Raw genomic sequence first — 23,933 nt, forward strand, 5'->3', positions numbered from 1 at the left:
AGCGCTTGCTCAACTGTCAGCGCCGCATGAGCTTAGGAGGTCGGGCGATGAAAACCTCGACACTGTTGACCATGGTGACGCTGTCAGCTTCGTGCTTTGCCGCGCCGGTGCATACCGCGCCGGACGGCACGAGCGCGAGTAGCCTCGCCGAACGCGCGAACGCCGCCCCTGTCGCCCCCGCCGCTCCGGATGTCGCGGCTACGGAGGCGACGAGTCCGCAACAATGGCAGCATATCGCGCTGCCGAAGTCGCGACATCTGGAACGCAGCTTTACCGGTCAGAACGAGCATTTGCAGACCTGAGCGATAAAGCGCGCGAGCGGCGCAGGCAGGCTCGTGCGGCCGAACCAACCTTATCGACAGGAGCGTTTGCATGACCGCATCGGCTATCCCAGGCGAATCGATTGATCTGCAGATCACGGACCTTCTGAGCGAAGTCCACTTTCCGGCCAATAAAGACGCGCTGGTCGACGCCGCGCGCGAAGCGGGCGCCAGCAATGAACTGATCTCGATGCTCGACGGCTTGCCGGAACAGGATTACGCCGACGCGACTTCGGTGACGAAGCTGATCGGCGGAGGTTTCGGACCGGGCTTGAGCGGGTGAGCGAGGCTGTCAGGCTGGGTAACGATGACCCACTGTCCGTCGGCCCCGTGAACCTGGAAAACGAGTCGCCTGTTTAAAGACCCACGCTGCCCGAAGTCATTACGCCAGCCGCAGCGATGCGCGCGGTGCGCGGCGCCTTGTGCAGCGGCCGCGGCGCGTCGCTCGACAAGACCGGCCGCGACGCCAGATCGTCCTCGTCTTCCAGTTCGCGTGACGCCGCCAGCGGCGGCACGCTTCGCAGATCGCGGGCGGCTTGCCCGTCACGCTGGAAATGTTCCACGAGATGATCGATAAAGGTGCGCACCTTTGCCGGCAAGTGCTGGCGGCTCGGATAGGCAATCGTAATTTCCACCTGCGGCAGCTGATAATCGCCGAGCAGCGGCACGAGCCGCCCTGAAGCCAGGTCGCGGCCGATCAGATAGCTCGGCAAGATCGCCACCCCCATATCCAGCAGCGCGAACTGCCTGAGCATTTCCGTGTTATTCGCACAGATCGCGTTGACGGGTCGTACCCGGACGATGCCTTCCGGTCCGGTAAACACACGCTCTTCGCCGCCCTGCTCGGACGGCCGGCTCAGACACGGATGCTCCAGCAAATGCTCGGGACGAGTCGGCGTGCCGTGCCGCGCCAGATAGCTCGGCGTCGCGCACACGGTCATATAACCGGTGGTAAGCCGCCGCGTGACGATACTCGCGCTGCGCATGTGACGCGCCACCAGAATGCCCACGTCGTAGCCCTCCTCGACCAGATCGACATGGCGATCCGCCAGCGTGACGTCCGGCACGACGTCCGGATACCGCGCGGCGTACGACTGCACCACCGGCGCAAGGCTATGCAGCCCGAACACGACGGGCGCGACGATGCGCAACGTGCCGACCGGTTCGTGATTGCGCGCCACCACCATCTGCTCGACCCCTTCGAGGTCGTCGAGAATATGGCGCACGCGTTCCAGATAGGTGCTGCCGGACTCGGTCAGTGAAAGACGGCGGGTGGTGCGATTGAGCAGGCGCGTGCCGAGGCGCGTTTCGAGATCGGCGACGTGTCGGGTGACCACCGCGGTGGACATATCCAGCGCCCCTGCCGCGCGGACAAAACTGCCAAGGTCGGCGACCTTGACGAACACGCGCATCGATTGCAATTGATTCATGGACGACTCCTGCCTCGGTAACGCCGGGCCGGCGCAACCATTCTGCCGCCTATATCGACCCACGCGGCAAGGCGCGCGCGGGTTTGCCCAACAGCTCGATTGTATCGACCCGACATGTCCCAACCCTGACCCGAAGATGACAATCCGGACAGGTTGGCGAGGCGTACGCGTCACCTTCGCGCACTTTGGCGTGCCTCATTGGCGTGCTTTAGTGCGCGTCTGGTTGAAGGTGAATTGCGATTTAGGCGATGAATAACGACTAGGTATAAACCCTTATGTGCTGGTAAGATAGCGTCCGAAAGGAAATCAATCGCTATGGCACATCGTTTTCAGACTCTGGAAAAAATCGCGTTCTCGCTGGTCTGCTGGTCCGCCGCAGCCTGCTCGGCTTTTATCGCCTATGAGCGCTGCCCGGACATCAAGGTCGTCCTGCATGTCGGCGCAGAAGCCCTGCGCTACAGCGGGCAGTACTCGTTCGCCTGCGCCGCACCGGCCGCCGACACCTGCGCGCAATTGCCGACCGACTGAAGTTGGATGAATGACCGACCGGCCGTCCATGCGGCGTGATCGGCTCAGTCTGCTTTAGCTCGCGGCACCTCGTCCAAACCCGCTTCGCGCCCAAACACCACGCGCGCAAAGAAAGCCGCCAGCACCGCTTCGGCCAACTCCGCGGACACGTTCTGCGGATCGACCGTGTGGAAAAACTGCACGCCGTCGCACAAACCCATCAGCCCGATCGCCAGCGTTTCGGGCTGCATGACCATCGGCGTTCCCACACGCGCCGAAAACTCGCGAATATAAGCGCCCAGCTGCTCGAGCTTTTCGTGCATGAACGCGTTAAAGCGCAGCCGGAAACGGCCGTCGCGCACTGCGAGCAGCTTCGCCTCCACCCACAGCAGGAAACACTTGTTCTCGCGATGCAGGTTGCTGTAGTAGCGCAGCACGCGCTCTTCCATCTCGTCGCGCGAAGCCGCAGTTTCGAAGATCGCCCGCAAGCCCGCCTGCATCGTTTCGTGGTCGCGCCGCAGTAGTTCCAGGAACAACTCGCTCTTGCCGCGGAAGTTCGAATAGAACGCTCCGCGCGTGTATCCGGCCGCGCCCGCGATGTCTTCCACACTGGCGGCGACAAACCCTTTCTTCATAAAAATCGCTTGCGCAGCATCGAGCAAACGCTCGCGCGTCTGGTCTTTGCTCTGCTCGCGTGTCAGTCGTTGCCGTTTCATGGGCGCCAGTCTAGCACCGAAAAGAATTCCAATTCACCGTCACATTCAAATACAGGTGCGTATTAGAATGCAAATCGTCATTCAAAGTCAGACACGTATGCCAATTGCATGAACCGGCCTGCGCGTCCTCGCTGACGGGCCACTGCGGCTTGTCGTGTTCGTTCGCTGTCTCCAGTTGGAGTAATTGTGAAGCGTCCCGGTCCCCGCGCATCGTCTGCGATGCGTCTGCAGTTTCCCCGGCGGTCCCACGCTGCGCGTCTGCGGCACGCAGCCTTCGCGCTGGCGCTGACCGGTTTCGTCACGCTGGCGGCGTGTTCGAAAGAAGAAGCGGCTGCACCGGCGCCGCGTCCGGTTGTCGCCGTCGCCCTGCATGCGGACGGCAGTGCAACGTCGCAGGCGGCTTCGCTGCCGGGCGAGGTGCAGGCGCGCTACTCGACGTCGCTGTCGTTCCGGGTGGGTGGCAAAATCATCGACCGGCGCGTGCGTCTGGGCGACGTCGTCAAGAACGGCCAGATCGTCGCGCGACTCGACCCAGCGGATCAGCAGAAGAACGCCGCCAGCGCGCAGGCGCAACTCGAGGCCGCGCAGCACGGCCTCGTGTATGCGAAGCAGCAACTCGATCGCGACCAGGCGCAGGCGAAGGAAAACCTCATCGCCCCGGCGCAACTGGAACAGACCACCAATGCGTACGCTTCCGCCGCCGCGCAGCGCGATCAGGCCGCGCAGCAGGCGGCGTTGTCGAAGGATCAGTTGCAGTACACCACGCTGGCGGCCGACCACGCCGGCGTAATCACCGCCGAGCAGGCCGACACCGGCCAGAACGTCTCAGCGGGGCAGGCGGTCTACAACCTCGCGTGGAGCGGCGACATCGACGTGGTTTGCGACGTGCCGGAAAGCGCGCTCGCCGCGCTGTCGGTCGGGCAGACCGCCAACGTGACGCTGGCCGCGCTGCCGGGGCGCAAGTTCACGGCGCGCGTGCGCGAACTGTCACCCGCGGCCGATCCGCAAAGCCGCACCTATCGCGCCAAACTCACTCTCGACAATCCGGGCCCGGAGGTGCGTCTCGGCATGACCGCCGATGTCGCGTTTGCCCCGCCCTCGGGCGTCGCCGCGAATCAGAACGCGTCGTTTACCGTCGCCGCCACTGCGCTGTTCCACGACGGCACGCAGCCCGCCGTATGGGTCGTGCGCCCCGCCGATAACTCGCTGGAACTGCGCCGCGTCACCGTCACGCGTTACAACGAACGCACGATCGTGATCGGCCAGGGCCTCAAGGACGGCGAGCGCGTCGTGCTGCAAGGCGTGCATACCGTGACCGCCGGCGAAAAAGTCCACGTGATTGCGCCGCTGCATCCCGAGGACTTCGCTTCATGAGCACCACGCATGAAGAAGGACGCTTCAACCTCTCCGCCTGGGCGCTGCGTCATCAGGCGCTGGTCGTCTTCCTGATCGCACTCGCCACCGCGTTCGGCATCCTCGCCTACACGCGCCTCGCGCAATCCGAAGACCCGCCCTTCACCTTCCGCGTGATGGTGATCCGCACGTTCTGGCCCGGCGCCACCGCGCGGCAGATGCAGGAACAGGTGACGGACCGTATCGGCCGAAAATTGCAGGAAACGCCCGCGATCGATTTCGTGCGCAGCTACTCGCGTCCCGGCGAATCGCTGATGTTTTTCTCGATGAAAGACTCGGCGCCGGTCAAGGATGTCCCCGAAACCTGGTATCAGGTGCGCAAGAAAGTCGGCGATATCGCCGCGACCTTGCCGCAAGGCATACAAGGCCCGTTCTTCAACGACGAATTCGGCGACGTCTACACCAACATCTACACGCTCGAAGGCGACGGCTTTTCCGCCGCGCAACTGCACGATTACGCCGACCAGTTGCGCACGGTGCTGCTGCGCGTGCCGGGCGTCGGCAAGGTCGACTATTTCGGCGATCCCGATCAGCACATCTACATCGAGATCACCAACACGCAACTCACGCGTCTGGGCATCTCGCCGCAACAACTCGGCCAGGCGATCAATTCGCAGAACAGCGTCTCGGCGGCCGGCACGCTCACTACCACCGACGACCGCGTTTTCGTGCGTCCCACCGGCCAGTTCAAGGACGTCAACGCGCTCGCCGACACGCTCATCCGCATCAACAACCGCTCGTTCCGGCTCGGCGATATCGCCACGATCAAGCGCGGCTACGACGATCCGGTCGCCACGCAAATGCGCTTCGACGGCAAGGCCGTGCTCGGCATCGGTGTGACGATGCAGCCCGGCGGCGACGTGATCCGTCTCGGCAAATCGCTCGATCAGCAGATGGTGCCGTTGCGCAATGCGCTGCCCGCCGGTCTGCATCTGGTCGAAGTGTCGAGCATGCCGCACGCGGTCGCACATTCGGTCGACGACTTTCTCGAAGCCGTCGCCGAAGCGGTGGCGATCGTGCTGGTCGTGAGTCTGGTTTCATTGGGCGTGCGCACCGGCATGGTGGTGGTGATCTCGATTCCGGTGGTACTGGCCGTCACGGCGCTGTGCATGTATCTGTTCGATATCGGCCTGCACAAGGTATCGCTCGGCACCCTGGTGCTCGCGCTCGGGCTGCTGGTCGACGACGCGATCATCGCAGTCGAGATGATGTCGGTGAAGCTGGAACAAGGCTGGAATCGCACGCGTGCCGCAGCTTTCGCGTACACCAGTACCGCGTTTCCGATGCTGACCGGCACGCTCGTCACGGTCTCCGGCTTCCTGCCGATCGCGCTCGCCAAGTCGAGCACCGGCGAGTACACGCGTTCGATTTTCGAAGTGTCGGCGATCGCGCTGATTGCTTCATGGCTCGCGGCGGTGGTCCTGATTCCGCTGCTCGGCTATCACCTGCTGCCCGAACGCAAGAAGCAGGAACACGAAGCCGACGACCACGAGCACGATATCTACGACACGCGTTTCTACCGGCGTTTGCGTGGCTGGATCGGCTGGTGCATCGAGCGGCGCTTCATGGTGCTGGCGATCACCGTCGTGCTGTTCCTGATCGCGATGGCGGGTTTCACGCTGGTGCCGCAACAGTTCTTCCCGAGTTCGGACCGATCCGAGTTGCTGGTGGATGTGCGGCTGCCCGAAGGCGCATCGTTCGAGGCCACCTTGCGGCAAGCCCGGCGGCTCGAGAAGGTGCTGGTGGGCCGTGCGGAAATCGATCACTCGGTGGATTTCGTCGGCACCGGCGCGCCGCGCTTCTATCTGCCGCTCGATCAACAATTGCCGCAGCCGAACTTCGCGCAGTTCGTGATCACCGCGAAGTCGGTGAAGGATCGCGAAAAACTCGCGCAGTGGCTCGAACCGGAATTGCGCAACAACTTCCCGGCCATCCGCACGCGCCTGTCGCGGCTCGAGAATGGGCCGCCCGTCGGCTATCCGGTGCAGTTCCGCGTAAGCGGCGACGACATCGCCACCGTGCGCTCGATCGCCGACCGCGTCGCCGCCACGATGCGCGCCAATCGCGGCACCAGTAACGTGCAGTTCGACTGGGACGAACCTGCCGAGCGCTCCGTGCGCTTCGAGGTCGATCAGAAGAAAGCGCGCGAACTCGGCGTGAGCTCGGAGGACATCTCCAGCTTCCTCGCGATGACGCTTTCCGGCTACACGGTCACGCAGTATCGCGAACGCGACAAGCTGATCAGCGTCGACCTGCGCGCGCCGAAAGCGGAACGCGTGGACCCCGCGCATCTCGTCACGCTGGCGATGCCCACGCCCAACGGCCCGGTGCCGCTCGGCACGCTCGGCCATCTGCGCAACGATCTGGAATACGGCGTGATCTGGGAACGCGATCGCCAGCCCACCATCACCGTGCAGTCGGATGTCGCGCCCGGTGCGCAAGGCATCGACGTCACGCATGCGGTGGACAAGGCGCTCGGCCAGATTCGCGGCACGCTGCCGGTCGGCTATCGCATCGAAGTGGGCGGTTCGGTCGAGGAAAGCGGCAAGGGGCAGACCTCGATCAATGCACAGATGCCGATCATGATCATCGCCGTGCTCACGTTGCTGATGATCCAGTTGCAGAGCTTCGCGCGAGTGCTGATGGTGGTGCTGACCGCGCCGCTCGGCCTGATTGGCGTGGTGGTCACCCTGCTCCTGTTCGATCAGCCGTTCGGCTTCGTCGCCATGCTCGGCGTGATCGCGATGTTCGGCATCATCATGCGCAACTCGGTAATCCTGGTCGATCAGATCGAGCAGGATATTGCTGCGGGACATCAGCGCTTCGACGCGATCGTCGGCGCCACGGTGCGACGCTTCCGGCCGATTACCTTGACCGCAGCCGCTGCCGTGCTGGCGCTGATTCCGCTGTTGCGCTCGAACTTTTTCGGCCCGATGGCGACGGCGCTGATGGGCGGCATCACCAGCGCGACCATCCTCACGCTGTTCTATCTACCGGCGTTGTACGCAGCGTCGTTCAGAGTACGCGGCGACGAACGCGAGCCGCCTGCGTCGCCGGGTTCCGGCGCGACGCATACGGGGAATTGAGCATGGCCACTTTTGCACCCTGCCGCTATGTCCGCTTCACCGCGCTGGCCAGCGCGGCCTGCGCGCTCGCCGCATGTTCGTTCGGGCCGAACGGCGAGCCGCCCGCGATGCCGCAACCGGCGCACTACGGCGCCGAGGCTCAGCCGACGCAAACCGTGCCCGCGCAAGGTGTCACGCAGCAATTCGTGGTCGGCGCGAAGCCGGTGCCCGAATGGTGGAAGCTGTATCGATCGGACGCGTTGAACGCACTGGTCGACGAAGGGCTGCGCAATAGCCCGACACTCGCCGCCACCGATAAAAGCCTCGCCGCCGCTCGCGAGCAACTGCGTGCGCAGATCGGCAGTTCGCTTTTGCCGACCATCGACCTGGGCGGCCAGGCGACGCGCAATCGGGCGCTGGCGATCCCCGAGATCGGGCCGAATACGTTTCTGTACAACCTCTTCGTCGGTCAATTGCAGGCGCATTACACCTTCGATATTTTCGGCGCATCGCGCCTGGCCGACGCCGCTCTCGCTGCCCGCGTGAACGTGCAGGCCTACCAGTTCGATGCCGCGCGCCGAGCGCTGGCCGCCAATATCGTGACGGCGGCGATCACGAGCGCCGCGCTTCACGCGCAGATCGACACGACCCAACGGCTCGTAACGATCGCCAACGACCAGGCGCGCGACACGCAGCGGCGTTATGCGCTGGGCGCGGTCTCACACGCCGATCAGTTGAGCGCGCAACAGAGTGCGGCGAGTGTGTCGGCGAGCTTGCCGGGTTTGCAGCAGCAATGGCTGACGACACGCCATGCGTTGGCCGTGCTGCTTGGCCGTACCCCCGACGCGGCCCCCGACGATGTCGAGCTTGCGCAACTGCAGGTGCCTGACCAGGTGCCGGTGGTGGTGCCGTCGGCGTTGCTGCGCGCGCGGCCCGACATTCAGGCGGCCGACGCGGCGTTGAAGGCCGCTGCCGCCGATGTCGGTGTTGCCACGGCGCAGATGTATCCGAGTCTGTCGCTGAGCGCATCGATGGGACAAGGCGGCTTTAGCTGGCCGGTGGCGCTGTCGGGCGCGGGGGCGATCTGGAGTATCGGCGCATCGTTGTCGCAGCCGTTGTTCCATGGTGGCGCGCTGGTGGCGCAGCGTCGCGCGGCCGTTAACACTTACGATGCGGCGGTGTCGCAGTACAAGCAGACTGTGCTGGCGGCGTTTCAGAACGTCGCCGATACGCTTGCGGCGCTCGAGCATGATTCTCAGGCGCTCGACGCGGCGAACATTGCGGCGCGCTCCGCTCAGGGGATCTTTGACGAGACGTCGGGGCGCTACAGGTTGGGCGCGCTGCCGATTGCGTCGACGCGCTCCAGTGAACAGCAGTTTCGTAACGCGCAACTCGATGAGATTCGTTTTTCGAGCGCGAGGTTGACGGATACGGCGGCGCTGTTTCAGGCGATGGGTAATCCGCCCGTCGAAGCAACGTCGACGGCTGCCGCAGCGGTGCCGGCTTCGGCTGCGGCTTCGGCAGCGGCCCAATCCAACTAAACCTGGGATTGCGTAGCGACGCTGGCCGACTTATCCCCAGTTTATGTTGATGAGGCTGTTGACAACTATCTGACAAGCGGACTAAGGCATTGATCGCACTGGGGTTTCTATCTGCGGTGCGGAATGAACCAACGAGCCCGCCGAGGTCGGTTTCCTGCGGTGGGAAGACTTCGGGATGCCTCAACGTTATCCCCAGTTTATGTTGATAGGGCTGTTGATAACTGCCTGGCTAGTCTCTTAAGTGCTTGAAGCGACTGGGTTTGCTGGTTGCGGTGCCGATGGATGCAGCGTCCGGGACGCAAGATTTGTCGTGAGGCGCCTACGAGCCACCTGCGGCGTTCGCGCGAGAAACCCCCATCTCCTTCCTTCTACAGTGCGCAATATGACGCGGCACTGGTCAGCCGGTCTCGACCTACACTGCACCATCATTTGTTTGGCGCATGTTCCGGCATCGTCTCAGCAGAACGTTCAGGCGAGGCCTTTAAAACCCGAGTCCATCCGACCAGGAGCTTCATATGAGTGTTACCGCCGCTTTTGACGTTGTGATTCCCGATCAGAATTTGAATATCGCATTGCACACGACACTTGGCATCCCTTTGGCGACGCCACTGACGGATGAAGACCTCGCGCGCGTCACGGTGATTCACGCAGCCGCAAATGGGATCGCGGATCTGACCGGCATGGAGTTCTGCGTCAACCTTGTCGAAGCAGATTTCTCCAGCAACGCAATCGTCGACCTGATGCCGCTGCAGGGCTTGATCGAATTGGCTGTATTGAACATAGGCTACAACGCAATCGATGACCTTACCGCGATAGGTCAACTGGTCAAATTGCGGAGGCTTTCCATGGACGTCCTGAAAAACACGACGGTTCCCGATCATGTCGACATTTCTGCCTTGAGCAATCTCAGGCAACTGAACTATCTATCCGCCGGTGCCAATTACATTCACGATGTTGGCCCCATTGCTTCGCTGACCCAGCTGGAAACGCTGATTCTCGATCAGAATCTCATCGACAACGAACAGGCCGCGAGACTGTCGGCCTTGAGCAATCTGACGTATCTCGACATCGGCGAAGGTGCGTTTAGTGACGCTTCGTTCATCGGTTCGCTGGTGAAACTGACCCATCTCGGTCTGAACGAGTGCTCCTTCGTCTCAGATATAAGCTTCCTCGAGTCCCTAGGGCAGCTTACCGAATTGAACCTGGCGAATTGTGGAGGTATTTTCGATTTTTCGCCTTTGGCTGGCGCGATCGCGCTAACGACACTAGATGTACAGTCATCCAGCTTGCGAAACCACGCCATTCTTTCGACCCTTGTCCGTTTAAGGAAGGTAAATTTCAGTCACACATCGGCGCGCAACCTGGACTTCCTGTCGAACATGAGCGATCTGCAGGAGGCGATCTTTCAGGGCAACACGATATCCGATCTGAGTGCGTTAGCTGGCCTCGATAAATTGAGAATCATCTACGCGTTGCAGAACAGGATTGTCGATTTAACTCCCGTTGCAAACTGCAGTCATCTTCTGGAAGTCAACGTCAGTCAAAACCGGGTCACGGCGCTTGCTCCGCTAGAGGCGTGTCCGTTGGTTGCCCTGTTCGCCGACGATAACTATCTGACGGATGTCGACGAAATGGCCCGGTTTGTCTCCGATGTGGGGGTCACCTCTTTCGACGGCAACTACTACATTGGCACTCCGCGACAGAATGCCTTTCGCGCAGTCGATCCGATCAGCGTGCAAGTTGGCGGGACGGTTAGCCAGTTGTTCGAAGCGGTCTACACGCAAGATGGGATCACGTACGACGCTTCGTCGGATATCCGTGACGAGGACGCGTTCAAGATGATGCAGATGGTGATCGCCGATCCGTCAGTTGCGCAGGGCATTCTGCGCGGAGTTGATCCTTTGGCGGCGTCTTTACTCTACGATATCGAAGGACTGAAAAGCGGTGCGACAGCTGCCTCGATTCACTTCAGAGCTTCGTCTTCTATCGAGGCTGTGATGCCTTTCACAACGGCGGCGATGTCGGTGCCCGTGACCGTGGTCGCGGCGCCTCAGGCTTAAATGAGGGAATAGTTTTTTTGGTCGGGTGGTTTGTGTTAAAGCACACACCCAGCGCGAAGCCTCACCTTCCGAGAGCGAACGCAAAAAAAGCGCGGGTAACCGCGCTTTTCATCGTCATCGTCATCGCCAGTCGATCTACCGAAACGCGCAACGTGGCCTCCTTTCTGATATCCCGCAGACGCACCGCCGCACTCGCCTTCAATAAACCCCCGCCTCTCCCGCCGGCCGATTCTTAAACCGCTTATGCACCCAATAATATTGATCAGGAATCCGTCGAACCTGCGTCTCCAGAAACTCCGTGATCCGCCGCGCATCGATCGCCACGTCATCCGAGGGGAAGTCGCTTAGCGCATCGAAAATCGTCAGCTTGTAGCCTCGATAATCCGGCAGCACCTCGGTCACGAACGGCACCACCCGCGCATTGCCCGCGCGCGCCATCCGCGACACCGAGGTCAGCGTGCAAGCCGGCACGCCGAAGAACGGCACGAACACCGAATCACGCAGGCCAAAATCCATATCCGCGGCCAGCATCACCGGCTTGCCGTCGCGCAACACGCGCAAGGCGCGCCGCACGCTATCGCTGCGCGGAATCATCTCCGTGCCGAAGCGGCCGCGCTGTCGCCGCGCCATCGCGTCGAGCAGCAGGTTCGACATCGGCGTATAGAGCGATGCCACCGGATGCCGCGTCGAATACATCATGCAACCCGCCTCGATCCCGACGAAATGGAAGCCCACGAAAATAGTCGGCTGCCCTTCCATGTCGGACAGATCGATCGCGCTCTCCACCTCGACGAGCCGGGCCAGCGCTTGCGCATTGCCGAACCACTGCGGCCCGCGCTCCACATAACTGCGAATCACGTGACAAAAGTGCGCGCGCGCCAGACGCTCGCGCGCCTCGTCGCTCATGTCGGGAAAACACAGTTTGAGATTGGTATGCACGACGCGTCGTCGCGCGCTCGGAATCTTGTACAGCAACGCGCCGATACCAGTGCCGATCCGCGCAACCACACCATACGGAAGAAAGGCGAACGCGCGCAACAGACCTGTCATCAGACAGATGAGAATTCGACTTTTCAAAGGACAGAGACCCGGTGGATGCTGTATGACAAACACGCCGGCCGTCGCAACCCGAGGTTGTCGACAGACGAAGCGAGATGCGCGCGCGTCAAACCGGGTCTCGCGCGGCGCGTGATGAAGCTGACCGCCTCGCTCATGGCGAGACGCGGAGGTGCTGGAGGCCGACACCGCTCAGGCGTCGGGCGTCCCGGACGGGACCCAAGATGAAAGCACCGCAGGGCGTGATTAAAGCACACTGCGGATACGCACTACACAAACTGCCAGAACCACCGCCCTTTCCAATCATTTGCGTAAGCGGCCCAGCCGATCCGACTGGCCCGCCCACGCTTGCTGCATCAAGGTTTGTTCGATTCGAACAGATCCATGATCTGCTTCTTCTCATTGGACGTGACGCTCGGTGGCGGCACGGCCGGTGGCGTCATGCCCGCCGGGCCGACGCCACCCACCGCGTCGCTCGCGCCCGCGGTCGGATTCGCCGAATCGAGCCCGATGCTCGCCACGAAGCCATTGCCCGGCGTCATGTCCGTGTAGAACAACTCACCGTCGACCTGCGTCACACCATCCGGCTGCGGCGGTTCGCCTTGCGGCACGCCGCGCAATGCACGCTGCATGTATTCGACCCAGATCGGCAATGCAAGCTGCGCGCCGAATTCGCGGCTACCGAGGCTCTTCGGCTGGTCGTAACCCATCCACGCGACCGCCACCAGCGATTGCTGATAGCCGGCGAACCAGCCGTCCTTGGCGTCGTTGGTCGTGCCCGTCTTGCCCTGCAAGTCCGAACGATGCAGCACGTTGGTGCCCGCGCCCGTCCCCGCCGTCGCCACCGAGTGCAGCAGGCTGTTCATGATGAATGCGTTACGCGGTTCGAGCGTGCGCGGCGCATCGCCACCGGCCGTCAGCGGTTGTGCCTTCGAGAGCGGCTCGCCGCGTGCATCCGTGACTTCATTGATCAGATACGGATTGATCCGGTAGCCGCCGTTCGCGAACACCGAGTACGCGCCCGCCGACTGCAGCGGCGTGACGAGGCCCGCGCCGAGTGCCATCGGCAGATACGGCGGGGTCTTGTCGGCGTCGAAACCGAAGCGCTGCGTGACGAAGTCCTGCGCGTACCTGGTGCCGATGAACGACAGAATGCGGATCGACACCAGATTCTTCGACTTCTGCAACGCGAGACGCATTGGCATCGGACCGTCCGGCTGGTCGTCGTCCTTCGGCTCCCACGCGTCGCCGCCCGGTGTGCTCGACGGGAAATACAGCGGCGCGTCGTTGATGATGGTGGCCGGTCCGAGACCCTTGTCGAGCGCCGCCGAATAGATGAACGGCTTGAAGCTCGAGCCCGGCTGGCGCCAAGCCTGCGTGACATGGTTGAACTTGTTCTTGTTGAAGTCGAAGCCGCCCACCAGCGCGCGGATCGCGCCGTCCTGCGGCGTGAGCGACACCAGCGCGCCTTCCACTTGCGGAAGCTGCGTGATCTGCCAGTCGCCCTTGTCGTCCGCAAGGACACGCACGATCGAGCCGGGTTTGATCTTCGTGGCCGCTGTCGCACGCGTACTGAGGGCGCCGGCGACAAAGCGCAGACCGTCGCCGCTGATCGTCACCTGCGTGCCGTCCACGAGTTCCGCCTTGACGGCCTTCGGATTGGCATCCGTCACCACGGCGGCGATGATCTCACCGTTGTCGGGGTGATCGGTGAGCGCGTCGTCGATGGTCTGGTCGCGGTCGTCGCCCGGCGGGGGCAAGGCCACGAAGCCTTCCGGCCCGCGATAGCCGTGACGGCGCTCATAGTCCATCACGCCTTTGCGCACCGCGCGATACGCCGCGTCCTGATCCGCGGAATCGATCGTGGTGGTGACGTTCAGGCCGCGCGTATAGGTTTCGTCCTTGTACTGCGCGTACATCATCTGCCGCACCATTTCGGCGATGTATTCGGCATGCACGCTGTATTCGTTACCGGCGTTCTTGGTGTGAATCTCTTCCTTCACCGCCTGGTCGTACTGATCCTGGCTGATGTATTTCAGCTCCAGCATCCGCCGCAGAATGTACTCCTGACGGATCTTCGCGCGCTTCGGATTGACCACCGGGTTATACGCGGACGGCGCCTTCGGCAAACCGGCCAGCATCGCGCATTCCGCGAGCGAGATGTCTTTCAGATCCTTGCCGAAGTACACGCGCGAGGCCGCGGCGAAGCCGTAGGCGCGCTCGCCCAGATAAATCTGGTTCATGTACAGCTCGAGAATCTGGTCCTTCGTCAACGCGCGCTCGATCTTGTAGGCGAGCAGCATTTCGTAGATCTTGCGCGTGTAGGTCTTCTCGCTGGAGAGGAAGAAGTTGCGCGCCACCTGCATGGTGATCGTGCTCGCGCCCTGCGAGGCGCCGCCGTGCGCGAGGTCGGCAAAGCCGGCGCGCAGAATGCCCACGAAGTCGACCCCGCCGTGCTCGTAGAAGCGATAGTCTTCGATCGCGAGCACGGCTTTCTTCATCTGGTCCGGAATATCCTGGAAGCGCACGAGGCTGCGTCGCTCCTCGCCGAATTCGCCGATCAGCACGTGGTCCGCGGTATAGACCCGCAGCGGCACCTTCGGGTGATAGTCGGTGAGCGCGTCGAGCGACGGCAGTTGCGGGCCCATCACCACCAGCGCGTAGCCGAGAATCAGCGCGCCCACCACGGCGAGCGTGCCGAGCAGGCCCGCGAACCAGATGACGAGCGTCGCACCGATCGAACGGCGCCGGCTCTCGCCGTCGCGCGATGCGTCGTTGCGTCCTGGAGTGCGTTGGTAGGAGTCCCGGTCTTCACCAGCCGGAGAATTGGAAGAATGCGGTCGTTTGATGATTGGCATGACTGGAATAGTGGGCGCATAACTGAACGCCTTTCTGCGCACGCTCCTGGCGCGCGCATGGATCGTAATCGAGCTGTGTAGCCTGAGGCGCAAACACCGCGCGGCCTTGTGCCCCCGGCCGGCCGCACGGAGCGCCAGGGACCGTGTCCGGCGCAACGTAACAGCGCATTTTAAAGAAATCAAGGGCGGCCGAAGCTAGTTTTTTTGTAAGAATTCCCTTCGCGGCATGCCTGTAAGGGGTTCGGGCGGCAAAACGGACAAACCGGCCGGCCGCGCGAAGTTATACACAGAAAATGTTGAAAGGCCTGTGGACAAGCCCCCCGCAAACGCCCCAACCCGTTGATGTCACGGGATTTTCATGTCACGCCCGTTCCGCATCGCCGCAACTCGTCATATGATGGACTCGGCGCGCCCTGGCCAACACGAACGCGCGCCTGACCTGCCCATGCCAACAAGTATGCGAGCCACCATGAACAAGCCCAGCGAACGCATCGTCGTATTCGTCACGACCGCGCAGAAACGCGCGATCGCCGCCACCGCCGAGAATATGGGCATTAGCGTCAGCGAACTCATGCGCCGCGCGGTGTTGAGCTTCGGCGCGACCAGCGAGCAGGTCAAGGCGGCGAGCATCGTCGACCGGCTGCGCGCGCCACGCGCGCCGGATGCGCTCGACGCAGCGCTACAGCGCGTCGCCCGTGGCACGCGCCACGCACGCGCAGCGCTGCCGCCGGCTTTGCAGACGCGCGATGGCGGTGAAACGCCAGCGGCGGCGGAAGGCGCAGCCGGTTCCGGTTCTGCTGGTGCGGATTCGGTGCGGTCCGGCACCAGCACTGGCACCGGCAAATCGGCGCCAAAGCCCGCAGCCCCCGCCGCAGAACCTGCGCCCTTGCTGCCAGCCGGTTTAGCGGCCGCGCTCGCGGCCGACGTCGACGAAGAAGCCGCCGCAACCGCCCAAGCCGTGGCGCGCGTGGCCGCGGCCAAGGCAGCGGCAGTAGACGGCACGCCGATCCAGCAAACCGATCCCGACGCGCAATTGCGCGCCGTCCTCAAGCGCCCTCGCCTCGACAACTCACGCGACAACGACGACCCGCTGAGCGATCCGAGCACGAATGGCGGCCGCTTCGCCTGACACCAAGACATCCGGCCGACAGCGCGATGCGATTCGGCATCGCGCGTCAGCGGTTTCCTTCCTCTCGCTGGGCCGCCCGAGCTTTCGGCGTTGCAAGCCTGGGCACGCAAGCGTCGCTCAAGTGACGCTACTTCATACCAGCGACACTCGTCGCGCGCAGAATTCTCATCGCGCCCTTTAAGGCGGTTTTAAGAGACCACGTGGTGTAATATCCGCGAGCAACTGGATGGCACCTCGCACGCTTTAATTGCCATAACTGATTGCCTTGCGATAAACAGAATCGAACAATTCACGGCGCCGCTATTGCAATTGGCGAGTGCGCCCCGAACTCCGGTCCGACTGCTGCGCAGCTTCGCGCGCAGCGGCGTAAAGTAGCAGTTGAAAGCAGTCGGGCGCGCGGGATTATTCAGCGCCGACACCATTCTTTGGAGGTTTTTCATGTCGCTTTTTGACAGCATTTCCCGCACGCTCAAAGGTCTCCTCAACGACGCAGCCGATTCCGTGCAGGATCCGTCGCGCGACTCGCGCCAGATCGTGCGCGAACTCGACGAAAGCATCGGCAAGGCCGAGAATTCGCTGATCGAGATTCAGGCCCAGGTTGCCACCCAGCAAAGCAAGCGCGATGTTGCCGCTGACAAGGCGAAGAAATACGAAGACGGCGCCAAGCGCGCGCTGCAATCCGGCGACGAAGCCCTTGCTCGTGAAGCACTCGGCGCACAAGCCACCGCAGAAACCGAACGTGACGCGCTGGCCAAAGAACTGACCACGCTCGAACCGTCGGTCGCGCAGCTGAAGAGCCAGATCGACGACATGCGTACGCGTCGTAACGACCTCAACGCACGCTCGAACATACTGCAAGCCAAGCAGCAGATCGCGCAGGCGAAAGACGTCGCGGCAACCGCCTTGGGCGGCATCGGCGGCAAGAACCTGTCGGAAGATTTCCAGAAGCTGGAAGACAAGGTCGCGCTCTCCAATGCCCGTTCGGATGCGCGTCTGAATTCGGCTGACGACAAGAGCGGCAAGGCACTCGACGACAAGCTCGCGGATCTGAACCGTGGCCCGTCGGTCGAAGATCGTCTCGAAGCATTGAAGAAGCAGATCAACACGCCGGCCCAGTAATTGCGTCAGCAGTACCGCCGGCGGCCGTTCGTCGGTCGCCGGAACGCAGGATTCGACCGAAGGAGACGGGCGCCACGCGCCCGGTCCGCATATGAAAAAATTTCTCGCAAGCGTGTTCGCGTCGCTGATGTTGATGTCGGCGGCGGCGTTCGCTCTGCCGACGGTTCAGCAGATCGAATCGGCCATGGCACAAGGCAACTGGCAGCAAGCCGACGCGGGCCTGAGCCAGGTGCTGCAGGCGCATCCGAACAATGCGCGCGCGCACTATCTGTACAGCCAGGTGCTCGACCGCGAAGGCCGTTACGCCGACGCACTCGCCCAGGTTCAGCAGGCCAAGACGCTCGACCCGCAAATCCGTTTCACCGACCCGACGCGCTTTGCGCAAACCGAAGCGAAGATTCGCAAGGACGCGGAACAGGCAGCCGGCGGCGGCAACGCCACGAGCCGCGCGCCTAACCCGTTCGCGCAGCAGAACACGCCGGCCGTGCAGCAGCAGTCGGCGATGATGTCGCAGGCGCCGCAACGGCATGGTCCGGGCATGGGTATGTGGATCGGCATCATCCTGCTGATCGGCGTGATCGCGCTGGTGCTGCGCTGGACCTTGCGGCGCGCCCAGACACAAGGCGATACGCGTGCCGACGACGATCGTCGCGTGCAACTCAAACGCGCGACCGACATGCTCAATACCGTGCGCTCGCTCAAGCTCGATGCAAAGCTCTCCACCGTGCCGGGACACGAGGCGCTGGAGAAAGAGGTCGAAGGCACCGAAGAACAGTTGCGCGGCGTGGTGGAAAACCTGTCGAACAGCAAGAACCCGCTGCCGCCGTATCAACTCGACGAACTGGATCAGCGCCTGGCGAGCCTGCGCGCACGCCTGGACGGCCGGCCCGATCCTTATGCGGCCACGGCCGCCACCACGCAGCAGTCGTCGCCGTATGCGCAGGAAGCCGAGCGTTTCGGCAATCCGCCGCAAGCGCCATATCCGCAGCAGGGACCGTATCAGCAGCCGCCGCAGGTCATCGTGCAGCAAGGCGGCGGCGGTTTCGGCGGCGGCATGGGCGGTCTGTTGACCGGCGTGCTGCTGGGCGAAGCACTGAATTCCGGCCGCGATCGGGTGGTGGAGCGCGACGTGGTGGTCGACGACGAATCGCGTCGCCGTGGCAACGACGGTGGTAATGGCGGCGGCCTCGACTTCGGCCAAGGCTCGAACGACTGGAACGACAACGGCGGCGGCGTCGATATGGGGAATAACGACGACAACGGCGGCTGGAGCGATACTTAAGCCAGCCGGCGTTACGCCGCCCGGGCGGCCGCCCTGATGCGTCATGCTGCAAATGAAAACAGGCTCCTTCGAACGGAGCCTGTTTTTTTATCCGCGCGCCGACGCCGTTGCTCTACCCGGCTCATGCTGCGCGAGCAGCACCGAGCCCGCAAATAACCGGACGATGAAACGCTCCGAGTACGCGATCAATGCATCACGGCGCGCCGCATCCGCATCGATATACTCCGCCGATAGATGAAACAGTTGCAGCACGATCTGCGTGCACACTTCATCGACCGTGTCGCGAGCCAGCGTCCGCATCAAGGCGAGATCGACGACGTCGTCCGCCATTTCCGCCGACACCTCGTGCAGGTTCGCGCGCACGGCGTCGCGCAAAGCCGGCGACGTGCCGTGATATTCGGCCAGCGCACTCAGGAAAGCCTCGCGATTCTCCAGCGCGAACGCAAAGAACGCCACGCACGCGCGACGCGGCACACTCTGCGGTTCGTCGTGCGCCGCAAGCCAGCGCTCACGCCGCAGCATCGGCCGCAAACGACGGCTCACCGACTCGACTGCCGCGCGCGCCAGTTCGTCGAGCGTGTCGAAATGACGATAGAACGTGTTGGGATTGAGACCCGCCTCGCGCGCCAGTTCGCGCAGACCCAGACTCGAGAAGTTGCGCCCTCCCGCCGTGAGACGCAGCGCGGCTTCGATCAGCTTGCGCTTGCCGGCGGGCGTTTCCTGTGTGATGGCGAGGCCTTCGTCGTCGGTGTCTGCCGCTTCGGATGCGGATTTCATAAGGGCGGTGGCGTGCAGTCGCGGATGCGTTTGAGAACAGTACTCTAAACGATCTTGACGGGCGGTGCACAGTTGTCTACCCTGCGCGTATGCTGGAGTAGACATATGTAGACTTCGGTTTTTCCTGTTCCGTGCCGGAGACCACCTTTGACGCCAGCCCAGGCTCCTTCCGCTTCCACTGCCACACCGCGCATCGCTATCGTCGGCAGCGGCTTTGCGGGCATCGGCATGGCGATCCGTCTGTTGCAGATGGGTATCACGTCGTTCACGATTTACGAGGCGGCCAACGATATCGGCGGTACGTGGCGCGACAACACGTACCCGGGTGCAGCGTGCGACGTGCCTTCGCATCTCTACTCGTTTTCCTTCGAGCCCAATCCGGCGTGGTCACGTGCGTTCGGCGGCCAGGCGGAAATCTTCGCTTACCTGAAACATTGCGCGAGCAAGTACGGTGTGGATCGCTACGTGCGCTGCAACGCGCGTGTCGCCGAAGCGCGGTTCGATGAAGCGCGCCAGGTCTGGCAAGTCGACATCGAGGCAAATGGCGTGCTGGAACGGATCGAGGCCGACGTCGTGATCGCCGCAAGCGGTCCGTTGTCGCGCCCCGCGATGCCGCAGATTGCCGGGCTCGACAACTTCAAGGGCAAGCTGTTTCACTCGGCACGCTGGGATCACGCCTATCCACTCGAAGGCAAACGCGTCGCGGTGATCGGCACCGGTGCGAGTGCGATCCAGTTCGTGCCGCAAATCCAGCCGCGCGTCGCGCAACTCGATCTGTTCCAGCGCACCCCGCCGTGGATCATGCCGAAGCCTGACAAGCCGGTCGGCCCGCGCGCGCAGTGGTGGTTCCGGCATTGGCCGTTCACGCAGCGCTTCGTGCGCAGCGCGATTTATTGGCAACTCGAATCGCGCGCGATCGCGTTCGTGGTCAATCCGAAACTGATGAAGCTGCCGATGAAGTTCGGCCTGAGCTATCTCGAGCGACGCGTCAAGGACCCGGCGCTGCGCGCGAAGTTGACCCCGACCTACCGGCTCGGCTGCAAGCGCGTACTGCTGTCGAGCGATTACTACCCTGCCCTTGGCCAGCCCAACGTGGAGGTGGTCACGAACGGCATCCGCGAAATCGTCGTCGACGGCATCGTGACCGACGACGGCACGCACCATCGCGCCGACGCGATCATCTGCGGCACGGGCTTTCAGGTCAACGATGTCGGCGCGCCCTTCGACGTGACCGGCCTGGGCGGAGCGGACCTCGGCGCCCTGTGGCTGCGCGACGGTCCACAAGCCTACCTCGGCACCAGCGTGGCGGATTTCCCGAACTTCTTCATGATCGTCGGCCCGAATACGGGGCTTGGGCATAACTCGATGATCTACATGATCGAGTCGCAAGTGCACTACATCGCCGACTGTTTGCGCGAACTGCGCCGACGCAACGCACGCACGATGAACGTGCGGCCCGACGTGCAGCGCGATTTCAACGAACGCTTGCAGCAGGATATGCAGCATTCCGTGTGGGTCAGCGGCTGTACTAGCTGGTATCAGACGCGCAGCGGCAAGGTCACGGCGCTGTGGCCGGGCTTCACCTTCAGCTTTCGCAAACGCACCCGGCGCATGCGGCCCGACGATTACCGCTTCGTGCCCTGACGCTGCGCGCAGCTGAGCGAGCCGGCGGACCGCCCGTCGCGCCAGTGATTCGATTCGAACGACAGAGGGAGACAACAATCATGGCAGGTATAGACAGCACGCAGACTGTATCCACGACGCCGCTGCCGCCGCGCTCCATCGCGGCGCGCCTCGGCATCACCAGCGTCTCGCGTGAACAACTGCGGCAACGCTATACGCAAACCGGCTCGAAGTTCGTCAGGATCATGGGCGCCGACGTGCACTACGTCGACGAAGGCAGGGGCGATACGATCGTGATGATCCATGGTTTTGCCTCGTCGCTGCACACGTGGAATCGCGTCGCCGACGAACTCAGCCGCGACCATCGCGTGATCCGTCTCGACTTGCCGCCGTTCGGCGTGACCGGCCCGCTGCGTTCGGGCACCGGCAACATCGAAACGATGAATCTGCCGACTTACCGGCGCTTTATCGACACTTTCCTGCAGGCGCTCGGCATCGGACGCGCGACGTTCATCGGCAATTCGCTCGGCGGGCTGATTTCGTGGGACTACGCGGTGCGTCATCGCGAGGCGGTCGAACGGCTGGTGCTGATCGACTCGGCGGGCTTTCCGATGAAACTGCCGATTTACATCGGCCTGTTCAATAGCGCGTTGGTGCGCGTCAGTTCGCCGTGGTGGCTGCCCGAGGTCATCATCAAGAGCGCGGTGCGCAACGTGTATGGCGATCCACGCAAAATCGACGCGGTGACGCTGCGGCGCTACGTCGAGTTTTTTCATGGTGAAGGCACGCGTGAGGCAATCGGCAAGATGGTGCCGACGCTCGACTTCAAGGAAGTGGATACCGATGTCCTGAAAGCGCTGAACGTGCCGACGCTGGTGCTGTGGGGCGAGAAGGATCGCTGGATTCCAACCGCACACGCCGGCGAATTTGCGAGCCGGATTCCGGGCGCGAAATCGGTGATGTACGCCGGTCTCGGTCATATTCCGATGGAGGAAGCGCCCGAGCGCGTGATGGTCGATCTGCGGGCGTTTCTGGAGCAGCGGGTGAAGGCGCCGTCGCTCTAAGGCTCAGCCGCCGCCGAGCAGCCGCAACAGCCCCCATAAAAACTTGCAGAGCATGACGATCAGCTCCCACAGGTGATAGAGCTGTTGCCAGCCCGAAACGCGTGCGAAAGAGTCGATCATGGGCACCGGATAAAGGATAAAAAAGGAGCTGCGGCTGCAACGAACTGCACATCATAACGACTGCGCACTCGGGACTGCGGGATAGCCCGGATCAAGTCGCCTGAAAGTTGGCCGTAAACGCACGGATAAGACGCCGCGCCCGCGCTCACTGCGCGCTACGGTGACGGCGCCACTTGACTGCGCCAATCGCGCCATCACGGAGACGACCATGACGCGTTTCAGCTTTCGCAGGACGGGCCGTTCGGACACGGTCGTCGGCGACATTGCCGCACAAGCCGGCAAACTGGGTATTGAAATCTGCGACGTATCGGGTCACGTCGAGGAGGTGGCGGCGCGCGTGCAACGTCAGGCGCAGGTGTGCCGGGCGCTGCGCGAATCGGCCGCGCAGACGTTAGCGGGCAATCACCGGATTGCCGCCGCCGCGCGGGAGATGCGCAATGTATCGGCCAAGGCGGCGACGGGGGTGCATGAGTCGCAGGAGACGCTGGCGGCGTCGCTGGCCGACATTCACGGGCTCGTGGAAGGCGTGACGGTAATCGAGAGCCAGATCGGCGCGCTGCGCAGCGCCCTTGCCCATGTGAGCCGAGTCTCCGAGGAGATCTCGCTGATTGCGCGGCAGACCCATCTGCTGGCGCTGAACGCCGCGATCGAAGCGGCCCGGGCGGGCGATTCGGGCAAGAGCTTCGCCGTGGTCGCTGCCGAAGTGAAAAACCTCTCCGCGAAAACCGCGCAGGCCACCGGCCAGATCGAGACGACGCTCGCGCAACTCACCCAGCAGACCGAGCAGTTGATCAGCGAAGGCTCGGTGAACACGGCGCGGGCGCATCGGGTGCGCGAGGGCACGCGCAAGATCGGCGACGTCGTGCATGCGACGGGCGATGCGATTGCGCATCTGAACAACGAAGCCGGGCAGATTGCCGCGTTGACCGGCGAGATCGAAACGCAATGCGATGGGCTCGAGGCGCAGGTGCTGGAAATGGCGAGCGGCGTCGAGGATTCGAGCGAGAACTTCGTGCAGGCGAAGGATCGGCTGGGCAATCTGTTGGGGGTGTCGGAGACATTGATCGAGTTGACTGCCGCGACGGGTGTGGAGACGGCGGATACGCGCTTTATCGAGGCGGTGCAGCGGGCGGCGGCGGCCGTTGGCAAAGCCTTTGAGACGGCTGTTGCGCGCGGCGAGATCTCTATCGAGGATGTGTTCGATCAACGTTATGTACCGGTGGTCGGCAGTAACCCGCCGCAGTTTTTGACGCGGTTTACTGCGTTGACCGATCGCTTGTTGCCGGCGATTCAGGAGCCTTTGCTCGAACTCGATCCAAGGGTGGCTTTCTGTGCTGCGATCGATGTGCGTGGGTATCTGCCGACTCACAATCTGAAGTTTTCATTGCCGCAGCGCGATGATGTGGTCTGGAATATGGCCAATTGTCGGAATCGGCGGATGTTCGATGATCGGACTGGGATTGCTGCGGCTTCTCATGTCAAACCGTTTTTGTTGCAGACGTATCGGCGCGATATGGGCGGTGGGGAGTTTGTGTTGATGAAGGATGCGTCGGCGCCGGTTTTTGTCGGTGGGCGGCATTGGGGTGGGGTTCGGGTTGGGTATAGGGTTTGAGGTTTTTTATTCGGTTTTTTTTTGCGGTTTTTTTGAGGTGTTGGCCTTTCCTTGAGGTCACGGTGGTCTATTGGCGTTCCCCCTGTGCGGGGGGGCACTCACTTTCTTTGCCGCCGTGTATGGACTCGGGACATGGGTAACACCCGTAACGGGACATGGGTAACACATTTATCCGGTCATTCCGTCATGTTCATGTCGATGGTGTGGAAGTGATGATGGGCGATGTAAAGGTCGTAGCAGT

Annotated in this window: 18 protein-coding genes; 13 read left to right on the plus strand and 5 right to left on the minus strand. The window is 62.7% G+C overall.

The window, feature by feature from the left end; translation table 11 throughout:
• The first annotated feature begins 47 nt into the window (after positions 1-47).
• Together FQ705_RS06485 and FQ705_RS06490 are read left to right on the plus strand one after the other, a co-directional pair.
• Positions 48-302 carry a hypothetical protein gene (locus tag FQ705_RS06485; protein WP_144138584.1) on the plus strand — a complete coding sequence of 85 codons (255 nt, stop codon included), beginning with the start codon at positions 48-50 and terminating at the stop codon, positions 300-302.
• Between the two features lie 70 nt (positions 303-372).
• A complete protein-coding gene (locus FQ705_RS06490; protein WP_144138585.1) occupies positions 373-603 on the plus strand; it encodes a DUF2795 domain-containing protein in 231 nt (76 codons plus the stop codon).
• Between the two features lie 73 nt (positions 604-676).
• Here the strand turns inward: FQ705_RS06490 and FQ705_RS06495 are convergent, their stop codons facing one another.
• Positions 677-1,750 carry a LysR family transcriptional regulator gene (locus FQ705_RS06495; RefSeq protein ID WP_144138586.1) on the minus strand — a complete coding sequence of 358 codons (1,074 nt, stop codon included), beginning with the start codon at positions 1,748-1,750 and terminating at the stop codon, positions 677-679.
• Positions 1,751-2,065: 315 nt separating this feature from the next.
• Here FQ705_RS06495 and FQ705_RS06500 point away from each other — a divergent pair, with 315 nt between their 5' ends.
• The gene (locus FQ705_RS06500; RefSeq protein ID WP_144138587.1) at positions 2,066-2,278 is read left to right on the plus strand and encodes a hypothetical protein; all 213 of its coding nucleotides are present in this window, start codon (positions 2,066-2,068) and stop codon (positions 2,276-2,278) included.
• Positions 2,279-2,322: 44 nt separating this feature from the next.
• On the opposite strand, the gene FQ705_RS06505 is transcribed toward FQ705_RS06500, so the two are convergent.
• Positions 2,323-2,973, minus strand: a complete 651-nt coding sequence (locus tag FQ705_RS06505) for a TetR/AcrR family transcriptional regulator (protein WP_144138588.1) — start codon at positions 2,971-2,973, stop codon at positions 2,323-2,325.
• A 219-nt stretch (positions 2,974-3,192) separates the two neighbouring features.
• Between FQ705_RS06505 and FQ705_RS06510 the strand changes: the two genes are divergently transcribed.
• The 4 genes from FQ705_RS06510 to FQ705_RS06525 all read left to right on the plus strand — a co-directional run bounded on the left by FQ705_RS06510 (position 3,193) and on the right by FQ705_RS06525 (position 11,052).
• Entirely contained in the window at positions 3,193-4,347 is a 1,155-nt protein-coding gene (locus tag FQ705_RS06510) for an efflux RND transporter periplasmic adaptor subunit (RefSeq protein ID WP_144138589.1), read from the plus strand.
• Positions 4,344-7,472 carry an efflux RND transporter permease subunit gene (locus FQ705_RS06515; protein WP_144138590.1) on the plus strand — a complete coding sequence of 1,043 codons (3,129 nt, stop codon included), beginning with the start codon at positions 4,344-4,346 and terminating at the stop codon, positions 7,470-7,472. Before FQ705_RS06510 ends, FQ705_RS06515 begins: the two co-directional genes overlap by 4 nt.
• A gap of 2 nt (positions 7,473-7,474) precedes the next feature.
• The gene (locus tag FQ705_RS06520; RefSeq protein WP_144138591.1) at positions 7,475-8,992 is read left to right on the plus strand and encodes an efflux transporter outer membrane subunit; all 1,518 of its coding nucleotides are present in this window, start codon (positions 7,475-7,477) and stop codon (positions 8,990-8,992) included.
• A gap of 515 nt (positions 8,993-9,507) precedes the next feature.
• Positions 9,508-11,052, plus strand: coding sequence for a leucine-rich repeat domain-containing protein (locus FQ705_RS06525; protein ID WP_144138592.1), 1,545 nt, complete (start codon positions 9,508-9,510; stop codon positions 11,050-11,052).
• Positions 11,053-11,250: 198 nt separating this feature from the next.
• Here FQ705_RS06525 and FQ705_RS06530 read toward each other — a convergent pair whose 3' ends face one another.
• Together FQ705_RS06530 and FQ705_RS06535 are read right to left on the minus strand one after the other, a co-directional pair.
• Positions 11,251-12,129, minus strand: coding sequence for a lipid A biosynthesis lauroyl acyltransferase (locus tag FQ705_RS06530; protein ID WP_144138593.1), 879 nt, complete (start codon positions 12,127-12,129; stop codon positions 11,251-11,253).
• Between the two features lie 335 nt (positions 12,130-12,464).
• Complete coding sequence (locus tag FQ705_RS06535; protein WP_144138594.1) at positions 12,465-14,966, minus strand: penicillin-binding protein 1A; 2,502 nt, start codon at positions 14,964-14,966, stop codon at positions 12,465-12,467.
• Between the two features lie 469 nt (positions 14,967-15,435).
• Here FQ705_RS06535 and FQ705_RS06540 point away from each other — a divergent pair, with 469 nt between their 5' ends.
• The 3 genes from FQ705_RS06540 to FQ705_RS06550 all read left to right on the plus strand — a co-directional run bounded on the left by FQ705_RS06540 (position 15,436) and on the right by FQ705_RS06550 (position 18,496).
• Entirely contained in the window at positions 15,436-16,095 is a 660-nt protein-coding gene (locus FQ705_RS06540) for a hypothetical protein (protein WP_144138595.1), read from the plus strand.
• A gap of 438 nt (positions 16,096-16,533) precedes the next feature.
• Entirely contained in the window at positions 16,534-17,214 is a 681-nt protein-coding gene (locus FQ705_RS06545) for a PspA/IM30 family protein (protein ID WP_144138596.1), read from the plus strand.
• Between the two features lie 91 nt (positions 17,215-17,305).
• Positions 17,306-18,496: a tetratricopeptide repeat protein gene (locus tag FQ705_RS06550; RefSeq protein ID WP_144138597.1), complete on the plus strand. Its 1,191-nt coding sequence runs from the start codon at positions 17,306-17,308 to the stop codon at positions 18,494-18,496.
• Positions 18,497-18,583: 87 nt separating this feature from the next.
• On the opposite strand, the gene FQ705_RS06555 is transcribed toward FQ705_RS06550, so the two are convergent.
• The gene (locus FQ705_RS06555) at positions 18,584-19,273 is read right to left on the minus strand and encodes a TetR family transcriptional regulator (protein WP_144138598.1); all 690 of its coding nucleotides are present in this window, start codon (positions 19,271-19,273) and stop codon (positions 18,584-18,586) included.
• Positions 19,274-19,420: 147 nt separating this feature from the next.
• On the opposite strand from FQ705_RS06555, the gene FQ705_RS06560 reads away from it, so the two are divergent.
• From FQ705_RS06560 to FQ705_RS06570, 3 genes are all read left to right on the plus strand, one after another.
• The gene (locus FQ705_RS06560) at positions 19,421-20,917 is read left to right on the plus strand and encodes a flavin-containing monooxygenase (protein ID WP_144138599.1); all 1,497 of its coding nucleotides are present in this window, start codon (positions 19,421-19,423) and stop codon (positions 20,915-20,917) included.
• 80 nt (positions 20,918-20,997) lie between these two features.
• The gene (locus tag FQ705_RS06565; protein ID WP_144138600.1) at positions 20,998-21,960 is read left to right on the plus strand and encodes an alpha/beta fold hydrolase; all 963 of its coding nucleotides are present in this window, start codon (positions 20,998-21,000) and stop codon (positions 21,958-21,960) included.
• A 328-nt stretch (positions 21,961-22,288) separates the two neighbouring features.
• Positions 22,289-23,692: a methyl-accepting chemotaxis protein gene (locus FQ705_RS06570; protein WP_144138601.1), complete on the plus strand. Its 1,404-nt coding sequence runs from the start codon at positions 22,289-22,291 to the stop codon at positions 23,690-23,692.
• Positions 23,693-23,933: the final 241 nt, after the last annotated feature.

The sequence above is a fragment of the Paraburkholderia sp. BCC1884 genome (assembly GCF_900996225.1).
Taxonomy (GTDB): Bacteria; Pseudomonadota; Gammaproteobacteria; order Burkholderiales; family Burkholderiaceae; genus Paraburkholderia.

Bases quoted from the DNA above. Each gene is read 5' to 3' on its own strand.
- FQ705_RS06485 (WP_144138584.1), top strand. From the start codon at position 48: ATGAAAACCTCGACACTGTTGACCATGGTGACGCTGTCAGCTTCGTGC.
- FQ705_RS06490 (WP_144138585.1), top strand. From the start codon at position 373: ATGACCGCATCGGCTATCCCAGGCGAATCGATTGATCTGCAGATCACG.
- FQ705_RS06535 (WP_144138594.1), bottom strand. From the start codon at position 14,966: ATGCCAATCATCAAACGACCGCATTCTTCCAATTCTCCGGCTGGTGAA.
- FQ705_RS06570 (WP_144138601.1), top strand. From the start codon at position 22,289: ATGACGCGTTTCAGCTTTCGCAGGACGGGCCGTTCGGACACGGTCGTC.
- FQ705_RS06505 (WP_144138588.1), bottom strand. From the start codon at position 2,973: ATGAAACGGCAACGACTGACACGCGAGCAGAGCAAAGACCAGACGCGC.
- FQ705_RS06550 (WP_144138597.1), top strand. From the start codon at position 17,306: ATGAAAAAATTTCTCGCAAGCGTGTTCGCGTCGCTGATGTTGATGTCG.
- FQ705_RS06500 (WP_144138587.1), top strand. From the start codon at position 2,066: ATGGCACATCGTTTTCAGACTCTGGAAAAAATCGCGTTCTCGCTGGTC.
- FQ705_RS06510 (WP_144138589.1), top strand. From the start codon at position 3,193: ATGCGTCTGCAGTTTCCCCGGCGGTCCCACGCTGCGCGTCTGCGGCAC.
- FQ705_RS06545 (WP_144138596.1), top strand. From the start codon at position 16,534: ATGTCGCTTTTTGACAGCATTTCCCGCACGCTCAAAGGTCTCCTCAAC.
- FQ705_RS06555 (WP_144138598.1), bottom strand. From the start codon at position 19,273: ATGAAATCCGCATCCGAAGCGGCAGACACCGACGACGAAGGCCTCGCC.
- FQ705_RS06520 (WP_144138591.1), top strand. From the start codon at position 7,475: ATGGCCACTTTTGCACCCTGCCGCTATGTCCGCTTCACCGCGCTGGCC.
- FQ705_RS06525 (WP_144138592.1), top strand. From the start codon at position 9,508: ATGAGTGTTACCGCCGCTTTTGACGTTGTGATTCCCGATCAGAATTTG.
- FQ705_RS06515 (WP_144138590.1), top strand. From the start codon at position 4,344: ATGAGCACCACGCATGAAGAAGGACGCTTCAACCTCTCCGCCTGGGCG.
- FQ705_RS06565 (WP_144138600.1), top strand. From the start codon at position 20,998: ATGGCAGGTATAGACAGCACGCAGACTGTATCCACGACGCCGCTGCCG.
- FQ705_RS06540 (WP_144138595.1), top strand. From the start codon at position 15,436: ATGAACAAGCCCAGCGAACGCATCGTCGTATTCGTCACGACCGCGCAG.
- FQ705_RS06495 (WP_144138586.1), bottom strand. From the start codon at position 1,750: ATGAATCAATTGCAATCGATGCGCGTGTTCGTCAAGGTCGCCGACCTT.